This window comes from Bradyrhizobium sp. Arg237L (genome assembly GCF_029990105.1).
GTDB lineage: Bacteria > Pseudomonadota > Alphaproteobacteria > Rhizobiales > Xanthobacteraceae > Bradyrhizobium.
The window spans coordinates 139,153-149,953 of record NZ_JAQMIL010000012.1 but is presented as its reverse complement, the minus strand read 5'-3'; the positions used below and the strand labels follow the sequence as shown (position 1 = coordinate 149,953).

Here is a 10,801-nt window from a genome sequence, read left to right as displayed (position 1 = left end):
TCTAGATTCTTGTTTTGACGCGTTTTCTTCACGCGAACCGGTGTCCACTTCGCTCGAAAACGCTCTAGCTCTCAATCGGCGCTGGCAAGACGCCGCATCGTGAATTCGATCCTGTCGCCGGGCAATTCGCGCCAGCTTTCCACCGCGCTCATATAGGCGGCCTTGGGATACCGGTTGAGGAAGTCGCGCGCCTTCAGCCGCGCCTCGTCGCGCGGCAGGGTAAAGGTCTCGCGCATGAAGCCGTCGCCCCGCTTTCGCCGGGCAGCCATTCGGCTCGCAAGATCACGCGGACGCAAGGCCATGTCGCAATTCCAAACCAGGTGACGACCGGCCAAATATAGGGAGAGCGGAGACCGAATCCGAGTCTCCGCGTCGACGCCGGCGCTACTGCTGCGCGCTGCCGGTCTTGGTCTTCGGCTTGGCCGGGGTGGCGGCCTTGGGGGCGTCGCTCCGCACGGTACCCCACGGATCGGATGACGTCTTGGCGTCCGGAATCTTCTTCAGCGATTCCCTGTAGGCCTTATCCCTGATCTGGTCCTGCTCGATCTCGTCCGGCGTCTTCGTCGGCCCGTCGCCAAGCAGGTTGATATGGGGGGTCGAAATTTGCGCGTAGGCCGGCGTTGCCAGCAGCGCCGCGACAGCGATGGCGCCCAGAATTCTCATGAGATGCTCCCTTACTACTCCCCTCGAGGTTGGCTTGGCGTATAGCATCGCCCAAGCCGCACCGCAAAGCAGGCCGCAGGTGCGATCCGGCGCCAAAAGTCTGGCAATTTCAAGCCGGCCGCCCTGCTGTTCCCTTCCCCGGAATGCCCTCTAGAATACCATCATCATCCAGGGAGAGGAACGAGCGCCCCATGCAGCAAGAACAGGTCACGGAATTCGGCATCGATGATGCGCGGCGCCTGCTCGGCGAGGTATTTGCCCCCTGGGTGCTCGATCTCAATCTCTCGATCGAAGGTTTTGATGCTGCGCCGCCGCGGGAGGCCGGCGCCGATTGGCAGCCCGGTGCGGTCTTGCGCATGCCGTTCTCCGAACGGCTGTGCCGTCACGGCGGCGTCGTCTGCGGCCAGGCGCTGATGGCGTTCGCGGATACATCGATGGTCATCGCCAACCTCGCCGCCAACCGCAGCTATCGGCCGATGACCACCGTCGACCAGACCACGCATTTCATGCGCGCGGTGAGTGCCGCCGACGTGCTGGCGGACGCGCGCGTCGTCCGCCTCGGCCGCACCATGAGTTTCGGCCGCGTCACGCTGCTCTCGGCCACCGACAACAAGCCGGTGGCGATGGTGTCGAGCGCGTTTGCGATGTTGTGACGGCATTTGGGGCGTAAGAGACGCTACGATCGCAATCTCGCGGTGAGATTTCCGTCATTGCGAGCGCAGCGAAGCAATCCATGTCTCCGCAAGTGGCGCGATGGATTGCTTCGCTGCGCTCGCAATGACGCGGTGTCCATTTCGACGCTTGCGCATGCGGTTCAATGGATTCTCCGATGTGCAATTGCACATCATAGTTCGCGCTTGCGCGCGCCTCGGAATGACCCCGGGGATGCCGCGCTACTTGCCGAGCACCGCTTCGGCGGCATTGACGATGCTGACGTTCGGGTTCTTCCCGCAATAGCTGCCGAACTTCTTGGCGTTGTCGACGAACACGTCGGTATCGATGATCGCTTCGTCGGAGTCGCCCTTGTACCAGCCGTCCATCCAGGTCAGCACCAGCCTGATGGTGTCGTCGCCGCTGTCGAGGAATTGCTTGCAGCTCATGGTCGAGAGGTCGAGGACGGTGGCGCCGGCGGGCACCGACCACAGCGCGATGGTAGCGGCAAACAGGATAGAAACTTTTGTCTTCATCACAATCTCCATCGGCGCGTGGCGCCAAAAATATCGACGGTTTCCGCAAAGCTGCTTGAGCTTGCTTCCGCGGCCGCTGTCGTATGCGGAATCAGAATGCTCGCGCAAGCTCGGCACGCACTGAATCCAAGCGCTTGTCGACCTCCTGCGCGGAGTGAGAAGTCACACTGTGGATTTCGTTGAACGATCGCGCCGCGCGCGGCGCCATCGCCATGCTACAGCGACCATGATCGCAAGAACGAGCCCCGCTGAAATCGCACCGCCAAGGAAGCGTCCGCCCGGCCGGTCGATCGTGCGCGACCGCAGCGATGGCGCTTCGCCCTGTCGCGGCAGACGGAAAGCCACCACGCTGTCGCCGATCGTCGTGCCCGCTTCCGAATGGCCGCCGGCGCCGATCACGACATATTGCTCGCCCTTCCAGAGATAGGTCATGGGATTGGCAACGCCTGGCACCGGCAGCCGGCCCTGCCACAACTCCCGGCCAGTCCTGGCATCGAACGCGCGCAAATACGCATCCATCGCGCCGGTGAAGACTATTCCGCCCGCGGTGACCACCACGCCATTCACCAGCGGCGTACCCCAGTGGAAGGCGATACCGAGCGGCGCGCGATCCTCCGTCGTGCCGACCGTTGAACGCCAGAGAATCTTGCCACCCCTCAGGTCGACCGCGACCATCTCGCCCCAGGGCGGGTTGTTGCATGGCAACCCGAGCGGCGAAGTCACCACCGCGCGCGACATCGCGAAAGGCGCGCCCTCCTGCCGGCCGAAATCATGGCCGGGCGGCGGATTGAAGCCAATCGCCTGCTCGCGCGGGATCAACTTTATCAGATGCACGGCGCGGCTGACGTTGGCGTAGAGGATCTGATGGAGCGGATCGAACGCGACGCCGCCCCAGTTCACGCCGCCGCCGGTGAATGGAAACAGCAGCGTGCCTTGCGTCGATGGTGGCGTGTAGAGTCCATCGCTGCGCGCGTTTGCGAATTGCTCCTTGCAGGAGCGGCCGAGAAGCGGAAACGGATCGAACGCGTCGTCGACCGAGATCTTCTGCGGCACGAGCGTCGGCACGTGGGTCGGGAACGGCTCCGTCGGCGAAGGCCTCTCGCCGTCCGCCGTGCCTTGCGGCACCGCGCGCTCCTCGACCGGCCACACCGGTCTGCCGGTATTGCGGTCGAGCACGAAGACAAAACCCTGCTTGGTCGGCTGGATCACGACGTCGCGCATGGCCTCGCTGACATCGATCCGCGCCAGCGTCGGCTGGGCCGGCAGGTCGTAATCCCAGAGATCGTGATGCACGGTCTGGAACGACCATACCAGTTCACCCGTCTCGATGCGCAGCGCGACGACCGAGTTGGCATGCTCGTTGTTGCCCGGACGCTTGCCGCCCCAGAAGTCCGGGCTCGGCGACGTCGTCGGCAGGAACACCAGGCCGCGCGTTTCGTCCACCGACATCGGCGCCCAGACATTGGCGTGGCCCGCCTCGATGCCGTCATGCCGCAGCGGATCGAAATTCCAGCGCGGCGCTCCGCTGCGCGCATCGAAGGCGCGCACCACGCCGCGCGGCGCGTCGACGCGGCGGTTGTCGCCGATCGCGGAGCCGACCACGATCACGCCGCGGCCGACCATCGGCGGCGAGGTCACCTGAAACTCGCCCGGCCATTCCAGTGTCATGCCGATCTCGAGCCTGACCTCGCCGCCATTGCCGAAACCGGCGCAAGGAATCCCGCTCTTCGCATCGAGCGCGATCAGACGGGCATCGTTGGTGCCCATGAAGATCCGCGATCGGCAGACCGCTCCCGCGGGCGCATTGTCGTCGACCCAATAGGTGACGCCGCGGCAGACATAACGGTTGGCGGGACGCTGGTTGGTGTTGATAGCAGGATCGTAGCGCCACTTTTGCGCGCCGGTCCCGGGATCGAGCGCGATCACCTCGTTGAACGGCGAGCAGAACACCAGGCTGTCCTCGACGAACAGCGGCGTCGCCTGGAATTTCGTCCGCCGCATCACCTCCGGCGCGCGGCGGTCGAGATCGCCAGTCCGGAATTCCCAGGCGCGGATCAGGTTGGCGACATTGTCAGGCGTGATCTCTTTGAGCGGCGAGAAGCGCGATCCGCCGGGATCACCGCCCCAATGCTCCCATGCGAGGGCCGGCGTCGCGAGACACAACACGGCAAGCAGGCGGACAAGATGGCGCATGGCGTCCCGCTGAAGATGTGGTCATCGACTACTGCATCTTCCCCGGATGAATTACGCCATTACCGGCTCAGTATCCACCCCTGCGGCCGCTCCAGCCATCGCCACCGCGTCCGCCATAGCCGCCGTAGCCGCCGGGTCGGCCATAGCCGCCGCCCACGCCGATCCCGATTCCGATCGAGACTGGCGGTCCGGCGGGCTCGTAGACGACGCGCGGCGGCGGACGGCGCACGACCACGACGTCCTCTTCCTCGACGACACGGCGCGGCGGTGTGCTGGCGCGCTTGGGCGGCGCCGGCTCGGCACGCTTCCTGGCTGGTGTATCGACCCTTTTGAGCGGCGCCGGTTGCGACGGCGCGTTGCAGGGACAGGTCAGCGCCGCGTTGGTCGCGGGCACGCTGACGGGCGCTGCGAGTGCCAGCGCCATGTTCGGGCGGTTGCGCAGCCGCTCCTCCAGCTTGCGCGCGGTCGCGGTGAGATCGCTGTCCGGATATTGCGCGAGGAAGGCGCGATAGCCGGCCGCGGTGTTGATCAGGACGGCGTTGTTCCAGGCGACCATGCGGCGATGGCGATCGAGCCAGTCACGCGCCTGCAGCCCGCGCGGCGTCGAAGCATAGAGCGCGGCAAAGGCTTCATAGGCTTCGTCGGTGCCATCGGCGACGATGATCTCATTGGCGGTCTCGACCGGCTTGCCTTGCAAGTCGCCCTTCCATTGCTCGACCGTGCGCTTGGCCGATGCGAGTCTTGGCGCGGCAGCGTTCGTGCCTGCCACGAAGCGGAAATCCTCGGTCAGCGACGAGCTGTCCCACGGCGTCTGACGGCCATCCGTCGCCTTGTTCACGGCGACACGAACGCGCTTGAGGGTCTCCTCGATCGGCGCCGCCTCCTTCGCTGCCGCGAGCAGCGCCGTCGTGTAGGGACTATTGCTGCCGTCGCCGTCTTCGGCTTCCGCGCCGGGCGAGGTCGAGAACGACAGGAAAGTGCCGGGCGCGCCGGTCTTGGCGTCGACGACCGCAAGCCCGTGGCCGGCGCTCTTGAGCTCCGGGAACGGGTTGTTGCGGCATGCGTCGAGCAAAAGGATGCGCATCTTGCTCGGCACCGAATTCAGCGTGTTCAGGACATCATTGAGGCGCACCGCCTGGATCGGAATGTCGGCCTCGCGCTTGGGATCGACATCGGTCGGAACGAGGAAATTCTCGCCATCGACCTGCAGGCCGTGGCCGGCATAGAACACCAGCGCCACGGTATCTGCGCCCTTCGCCGCGACCTCGCCGGCGAATTCGCTGACCTTGGCCCGGAATTCATTCTGCGAGAGGTCGGAAGCCGATACCACCTGGAAGCCCGAATCGGTGAGGAGCTGCGTCATCGCCTTGGCGTCATTGGCCGGGTTGGGCAGCACTGGCACCGACTTGTAGGCGGATTGTCCGATCACCAGCGCCAGCCGGTTCTCGGCCAAAGCGGGCGAGGTGCCGAGCAGCACGGCAGCGGAAACAAGCAGTCTGGCGAGCGAGCGGCGCGACATCGAACGACCTCCGGCAATGCGATGGCTTGCCGGATTGGTCGTGAGCTTTGACGGCAAGGTTCAACCTCGCCGGCCGATCGCAGGATGGCTTGCGTATCGAGGGCGATGTGTCGCAGGCCCCCATCGACATCGCAGCGTTGTTCGACGACGAATTGCCGTCAGATCACTTCGATTTCTTCGCAGACTCCGTCGGCCGTGCCACGCCCCAGGGATCGTATTTCTCCTTGGGCTCGGGGATGCGTTCGAGCGCAGCCTTGTAAGCCTTCTCGTCGACCTTCGGCTTGCTGTCCTGCTTGCTTCCGGCCGCGTCGCCGCGATGCCGCTTGCCACCCATCTGGGCATCGGCTGGCATCGCCATCAGCGCCAATACCGCCGCGGCGACCGTTAACTTGCGCATTGTCGTTCTCTCCCTGCCACCCAGTCCCGGTATCTTCATACTGGAAAACGGCAGCATAGCGTGCCGCCGGACCAATTTCAGCAATAGTTGATCGGTAGCGCCCCCCGCGAGGTCACCAATGTTGGTTTGAACAAGGTAAGTACATCGAAATGGGACAGGGCGGCGCTCGCATTACATTGCTGTTAGGTTTGGCGGCTACACTGGGTGGTTGCGGCTTCGTGGATAGCCGCTCGCCGCTGCCAATGCCGGCGTTCTTGCGCGCCAGGGAGGCCGAGCCGCCGCCGCTTGAAGCACCGCCCGACATCAAGCGGCTGGTCAGCGAAAAACTGGACTCGGTGTTCGTATCGACTTCGCGTCCCGCCAATGTCCGCGTCTCGCAACCGCTGCATGATCCGCGCGGACTGGGATGGACCGCCTGCGTGCGCGCTGAACTGACATCGGTGATGGGCCAGCCCTTGGGCACGCAGACCTATCGCGTCTTCATCAATGAAGGAGGCATCGCCGACCGCCGCCGTGTCGACGGCGACGATACTTGCGCGACGGAGAATTACGAGCCGATCTGATCTCTGCTCCCAATCGCGGAATCGTTCCACCTCAGTGCCGAAAAAAAACAATGCCCGTTCGCGAGCGAGCGCCTCACGCGCGCGAACGGAACCTACCATCAAGCCAGTTCCTTCGGAACGAAACCCTCCGCGCAGCTTTGTCAGACGCGAGGGCAGTATCTATGCGGAGGCGGAACCATGAAGACGTTTGCAATCGCTTTGCTGGCCGGCGTCGGCGCGTTGTCTGTCGGCAGCGCGGCCAAGGCCACTGACATTTACAGCACCACGGAGTACAGCAGCCCTGAATTCGTGCAGCAGGTCCGCATGGTCTGCGACGATGACGGGCGCTGCTATCGCACCCGCGGCGGCAGTCGCGTGATCGTCCGCGATTCCTATAACTACATGCCGCGCGAACGCTACATCGAACGCCGCGAATATCGCGACTACGATGGCGGCCCGCGCGCGGGCGTCGGCATTCGTACGCCCGGCGGGACCGTGGGTATCGGCGTCGGTGACGATCGCTGGTAAGCACTGAACAAGACAAAAGGAGCCGCCGAACGCGTTTCGGCGGCTCCTTCTTGCTGAACAACCCGTTAACATTACCGCTCGAATTGCAGCGCCGAACCAACCGTATTTTGCATTTCTTCCGCTAGTCTTCCGAGTGCGATGACGAGGGGCGACGTCGACAGTCCCTCCATCGCTCACGCACGGGGAAGCGGGGAAAGTGGCCGAGATCGCCGATAAAACGGTTGTCCATCGCGCATCGATTGATGATGCCATGCCGGCGCATGCGCCGTCGAACGGCAGTCCTGCGCTCGCGCCGCTTGCCGATATTCCCATGGGCCAATGGCGCGCGCTCGCCGAGCACGTGGCGGAGCCGAACGCCTATTACCTGCCGGACTGGGTGTTGGCGGTGAGCGCTTCGGCGCGCGGCCGCACGGGCGCGCTGGCGCTCAGCGCCTTCAGCGATGCTCCGCTCGCCTATGACGGACCGGCGCGGATGATCGGGCTGTTGCCGGTCATCTCGATGTGGCGCGCCTGTAAGATCCCCCTGCCCGCGCTGATGAGCGCACAACCCTATGGCACGCTGTGCACGCCGCCGCTTGATTGTGACCTCGCCGAAGCAGCAGTGGAGCGGTTGATGCAGGAAGCGCGCAAGGCCGGTGCGCATGCGCTGATCCTGCGCGACATGTCGCTGGACGGCAAGGCGATGCGGGCCTTCACCGAAGTGCTGCGGCTCAACGGCATGCGTCCGCGCCTGATGCAGTCATACCTTCGCGCCTGCCTCGACGCGACGCGCAATGCCGACGAACTGCTGCTCGACGCACTCGGAGCCAAGAAGCTGAAGGAACTCCGCCGGCTGCGTCATCGTCTTGCCGACCATGGCGCTATCAGCTTCGAGGTGGCGCGCACACCGAATGAAGTCGCAACCGCGCTTGAAACCTTCCTCGCCCTCGAAGCCAGCGGCTGGAAAGGCAAGCGCGGCACCGCGCTCGTCCAGCATGATGGCGACGTCATCTTCATCCGTCGCGCCACCGCGGCGCTTGCCGAAACCGGCCAATGCGAGATCGTGACGCTCCGCGCCGGCGACACCCCGGTCGCAGGCGCGATCGTGCTGCGGCACCAGGACCGCGCGTTCTATTTCAAGCTCGGCATCGACGAGCGCTTTGCCAAATATTCGCCGGGCGTGCAGTTGACGCTCGATCTGACGCGCCATCTCTGCAGCGATCCGGCGATCCGCTCGGTGGATTCAACCGCAGCGCCCGACCATCCCATGATCAACCCGATCTGGCGCGGGCGCTTTGCCATCGGCGACGTGCTGATCCCGCTGCGGCGATACGATCCGCTGGTGCCAATGATCCACACCGCGCTGACCCTGCACCGTTCCGCGGAAGAGACCGCACGTGGCGTTGTTCGGTTGATCAGAAGCCGAGGCAAATCCCACTGAACGCGCTCACGGCATTCGTCCCATACCTCACTGCAATGGCGAGTGGGGCGCAGGCAGCATGATGGTCGAGTGCATCTCGTCGAGCAGCGGGCCGCCTTTGCGGAGGAATTCCTGCCACGCCGGATCTTTCAGGGCGTTCGCGCGGGCCTCAACGCGGGCGTTGAGGCTGGGATAGGCCCAGATGTGGCAGACTTCGTTCGGCTGACCTGCCTCGGTCTGCCAGAGGCCGACGATTTTGGAGTATTTCTCGCGCGCCGGCAGCGCCTCGGCGAGCGCTTCGAGCCATTGCCTGACGGCGCCGCCTGGCTTGGCGCGATAGTTGCGGAATTCGTAGATATTGCCCGTCGATGCCGGAGCAACCGGTGGCTTCACCGCGTTGAGCAGGCGGATATCCTGACGCTGCAGTAGCGGACGGATCAGCGGAACATACTCGCCGGTCCAGCGCGAATTTTTGGCAAGTTCGCCGCGCAGCCTGCTCCGCTCGTCAAAATCCTTATAGCTCCACAGGTGCATGACTTGATTGAGGGGACCGATCTCGGTCATCCAATAGCCTTCGAGCTTGCCGTAGTCATCCTTGCGGATGTCGCGCGACACGGTACTCGCTGCTTTGACCATCTCGCCGACGGACCCGGGCTTCACCGTGTAGGTCCGGAGCTCATAGAGCATGACGTTCTCCCAATTTTCTTTTGATGTTTTTGGCAGCCCGTAGCCCGGGTGAAGCGCAGCGCAACCCGGGACTCTCGAAGACGCTGATGCAGGTGTCCCGGGTTGCGCTGCGTTCCACCCGGGCTACGGAGTTACTCCGCCGCCTCGGCGTTGATCTCGGCGGAAACCTGGCGGATGGCGCGGGCGAGCTGTTCGGCGGGCTGCGCGCCGGAGACCGCGTATTTCTGCGCGAACACGAAGGTCGGCACGCCGGAGATGCCTTTGTCGGACGCCTCCTGCGCCTGCGCCGAGATCAGCGCGACATCTTCATCGGTTGCAAGACGCTTGCGCACGTCGTCAGCATCAAGCCCGACATCGGCCGCTGCCTGCACCAGCACGTCGATGTCGGTGAGGTCGCCGCCGTCGCGGAAGTAAAGCTCCATCAGCCGCTGCTTCATCTCGGGGGCCTTGCCGCTCGCTTCCGCCCAATGGATCAGGCGATGGCAATCGATGGTGTTGGGCTGTCGCTTCACGAGATCCGGGCGATAGGTCAACCCTTCCTCGCCCGCGGCGGTGACGACGCGCCCGGCGATACCCTTATAGGCCTCGACCGAGCCGAACTTCGCGGTAAGATATTCGTCGCGGCTGATGCCCTCGCGCGGCACCCAGGCATTGAGGAAGAACGGCCGCCAATGCAGTTCGACCGGCACATCCGGCACCAGCTCGAGTGCATTTTCGATCCGCCGTTTGCCGATATAGCACCAGGGGCAGACGACGTCGGAAACGATGTCGAGACGAAGCGGCTTCAGGGTGCTCATCGGGCGTTCCTCCGCTGGAAAGACGCAGAGATAAGCTCCGAAGGGAACCCCGACAAGCCGCTATTTCATGGCGTCAGCCATCTGCTTTAGCCGCTCGGCGGTCACATCGTCGGCGGGAAAGAAGGTTTCCAATGCCAGTTCCGACAGCGTGATATCGACCGGCGTGCCGAATACCATGGTGGTGGAGAAGAAGCTCAACACCCCGCCATCGTGGCGCAGCTTGAGCGGGATTGCGACATTGTCCGGCGGCAGCGGTCCCGAGCGCGCCGGGATCGGATAGCTCTTCAGGTCCTGATAAAGCTTCAGCAATTCCGGATCGGCCGTCGCCTCGCATTGCCGGTGCAGCCGCTCCAGAAGGTGACCGGTCCATTCGGCAAGATTGACCGTGCGTGCCGCCAGCCCTTCGGGATGAAAGGCAAGCTTGAGGATGTTGAAGGGCTGGCCGAGCAGGCGCTGCGGAATGCCCTCGAGCAGCGGCGCCACCATGCGGTTGGCGGTGACCAGATTCCAGTGCCGGTCATAGGCCAGCGCCGGATTCGGCTCATGCGCCTTCAACACCAGGTCGATCGCCTGCCGCGCGGATTTCAGCGCGGGATCGTCGAGCGAGCGCTGCGGGAAAGCCGGCGCGAAGCCGGCGGCGACCAAGAGCACGTTGCGTTCACGCAAGGGCACCTCCAGCCGTTCGGCCAGCTTCAGCACCATCTCGCGCGACGGCGCAGCACGGCCGGTTTCCACGAAGCTCAAATGGCGCGCCGAAATATCCGCTTCGATTGCGAGATCGAGCTGGCTCAGATGGCGGCGCTGCCGCCATTCGCGCAAGTGATCGCCGACATGAATCGGCCTGCTTGGTTCGGCCCGCGCCGTGGATGCATGTGCGTTCATGGATGGA

The 10,801-nt window shown here is 64.3% G+C and carries 13 protein-coding genes; 4 read left to right on the top strand and 9 right to left on the bottom strand.

All coding sequences use genetic code 11. The features are described from left to right. Positions 1 to 71: 71 nt before the first annotated feature. Both OZ411_RS10300 and OZ411_RS10295 read right to left on the bottom strand, forming a co-directional pair. On the bottom strand, positions 72 to 302 hold the full coding sequence (locus tag OZ411_RS10300) for a hypothetical protein (protein ID WP_130582301.1): 231 nt from the start codon (positions 300 to 302) through the stop codon (positions 72 to 74). Between the two features lie 82 nt (positions 303 to 384). Beyond that, complete coding sequence (locus tag OZ411_RS10295; RefSeq protein ID WP_130582300.1) at positions 385 to 663, bottom strand: hypothetical protein; 279 nt, start codon at positions 661 to 663, stop codon at positions 385 to 387. Between the two features lie 191 nt (positions 664 to 854). Between OZ411_RS10295 and OZ411_RS10290 the strand changes: the two genes are divergently transcribed. Further along, complete coding sequence (locus OZ411_RS10290) at positions 855 to 1,316, top strand: PaaI family thioesterase (protein WP_282527836.1); 462 nt, start codon at positions 855 to 857, stop codon at positions 1,314 to 1,316. Positions 1,317 to 1,556: 240 nt separating this feature from the next. On the opposite strand, the gene OZ411_RS10285 is transcribed toward OZ411_RS10290, so the two are convergent. The 4 genes from OZ411_RS10285 to OZ411_RS10270 form a co-directional block, all read right to left on the bottom strand. Further along, on the bottom strand, positions 1,557 to 1,850 hold the full coding sequence (locus OZ411_RS10285) for an HdeA/HdeB family chaperone (protein WP_282527835.1): 294 nt from the start codon (positions 1,848 to 1,850) through the stop codon (positions 1,557 to 1,559). A 162-nt stretch (positions 1,851 to 2,012) separates the two neighbouring features. Next, on the bottom strand, positions 2,013 to 4,043 hold the full coding sequence (locus tag OZ411_RS10280) for a pyrroloquinoline quinone-dependent dehydrogenase (RefSeq protein ID WP_282527834.1): 2,031 nt from the start codon (positions 4,041 to 4,043) through the stop codon (positions 2,013 to 2,015). Between the two features lie 67 nt (positions 4,044 to 4,110). Further along, complete coding sequence (locus OZ411_RS10275; RefSeq protein WP_282527833.1) at positions 4,111 to 5,562, bottom strand: caspase family protein; 1,452 nt, start codon at positions 5,560 to 5,562, stop codon at positions 4,111 to 4,113. Positions 5,563 to 5,725: 163 nt separating this feature from the next. Next, entirely contained in the window at positions 5,726 to 5,959 is a 234-nt protein-coding gene (locus tag OZ411_RS10270) for a hypothetical protein (protein WP_282527832.1), read from the bottom strand. A 218-nt stretch (positions 5,960 to 6,177) separates the two neighbouring features. Here OZ411_RS10270 and OZ411_RS10265 point away from each other — a divergent pair, with 218 nt between their 5' ends. The 3 genes from OZ411_RS10265 to OZ411_RS10255 all read left to right on the top strand — a co-directional run bounded on the left by OZ411_RS10265 (position 6,178) and on the right by OZ411_RS10255 (position 8,449). After that, a complete protein-coding gene (locus tag OZ411_RS10265) occupies positions 6,178 to 6,522 on the top strand; it encodes a hypothetical protein (protein WP_282527831.1) in 345 nt (114 codons plus the stop codon). Between the two features lie 177 nt (positions 6,523 to 6,699). Further along, positions 6,700 to 7,029, top strand: coding sequence for a hypothetical protein (locus tag OZ411_RS10260; RefSeq protein WP_282527830.1), 330 nt, complete (start codon positions 6,700 to 6,702; stop codon positions 7,027 to 7,029). 250 nt (positions 7,030 to 7,279) lie between these two features. Then, a complete protein-coding gene (locus OZ411_RS10255) occupies positions 7,280 to 8,449 on the top strand; it encodes a GNAT family N-acetyltransferase (protein ID WP_282527840.1) in 1,170 nt (389 codons plus the stop codon). Positions 8,450 to 8,476: 27 nt separating this feature from the next. On the opposite strand, the gene OZ411_RS10250 is transcribed toward OZ411_RS10255, so the two are convergent. From OZ411_RS10250 to OZ411_RS10240, 3 genes are all read right to left on the bottom strand, one after another. Continuing rightward, a complete protein-coding gene (locus OZ411_RS10250; RefSeq protein ID WP_282527829.1) occupies positions 8,477 to 9,115 on the bottom strand; it encodes an NIPSNAP family protein in 639 nt (212 codons plus the stop codon). A gap of 131 nt (positions 9,116 to 9,246) precedes the next feature. Beyond that, complete coding sequence (locus OZ411_RS10245) at positions 9,247 to 9,912, bottom strand: DsbA family oxidoreductase (RefSeq protein WP_282527828.1); 666 nt, start codon at positions 9,910 to 9,912, stop codon at positions 9,247 to 9,249. A gap of 60 nt (positions 9,913 to 9,972) precedes the next feature. Next, positions 9,973 to 10,794: a helix-turn-helix transcriptional regulator gene (locus OZ411_RS10240; protein WP_282527827.1), complete on the bottom strand. Its 822-nt coding sequence runs from the start codon at positions 10,792 to 10,794 to the stop codon at positions 9,973 to 9,975. Positions 10,795 to 10,801 lie beyond the last annotated feature (7 nt).

Excerpts from the sequence above, each read along its gene's own strand:
- OZ411_RS10290 (WP_282527836.1), top strand. The coding sequence starts at position 855 with ATGCAGCAAGAACAGGTCACGGAATTCGGCATCGATGATGCGCGGCGC.
- OZ411_RS10255 (WP_282527840.1), top strand. The coding sequence starts at position 7,280 with ATGCCGGCGCATGCGCCGTCGAACGGCAGTCCTGCGCTCGCGCCGCTT.
- OZ411_RS10250 (WP_282527829.1), bottom strand. The coding sequence starts at position 9,115 with ATGCTCTATGAGCTCCGGACCTACACGGTGAAGCCCGGGTCCGTCGGC.
- OZ411_RS10285 (WP_282527835.1), bottom strand. The coding sequence starts at position 1,850 with ATGAAGACAAAAGTTTCTATCCTGTTTGCCGCTACCATCGCGCTGTGG.
- OZ411_RS10245 (WP_282527828.1), bottom strand. The coding sequence starts at position 9,912 with ATGAGCACCCTGAAGCCGCTTCGTCTCGACATCGTTTCCGACGTCGTC.
- OZ411_RS10275 (WP_282527833.1), bottom strand. The coding sequence starts at position 5,562 with ATGTCGCGCCGCTCGCTCGCCAGACTGCTTGTTTCCGCTGCCGTGCTG.
- OZ411_RS10260 (WP_282527830.1), top strand. The coding sequence starts at position 6,700 with ATGAAGACGTTTGCAATCGCTTTGCTGGCCGGCGTCGGCGCGTTGTCT.
- OZ411_RS10300 (WP_130582301.1), bottom strand. The coding sequence starts at position 302 with ATGGCCTTGCGTCCGCGTGATCTTGCGAGCCGAATGGCTGCCCGGCGA.
- OZ411_RS10270 (WP_282527832.1), bottom strand. The coding sequence starts at position 5,959 with ATGCGCAAGTTAACGGTCGCCGCGGCGGTATTGGCGCTGATGGCGATG.
- OZ411_RS10240 (WP_282527827.1), bottom strand. The coding sequence starts at position 10,794 with ATGAACGCACATGCATCCACGGCGCGGGCCGAACCAAGCAGGCCGATT.
- OZ411_RS10280 (WP_282527834.1), bottom strand. The coding sequence starts at position 4,043 with ATGCGCCATCTTGTCCGCCTGCTTGCCGTGTTGTGTCTCGCGACGCCG.
- OZ411_RS10295 (WP_130582300.1), bottom strand. The coding sequence starts at position 663 with ATGAGAATTCTGGGCGCCATCGCTGTCGCGGCGCTGCTGGCAACGCCG.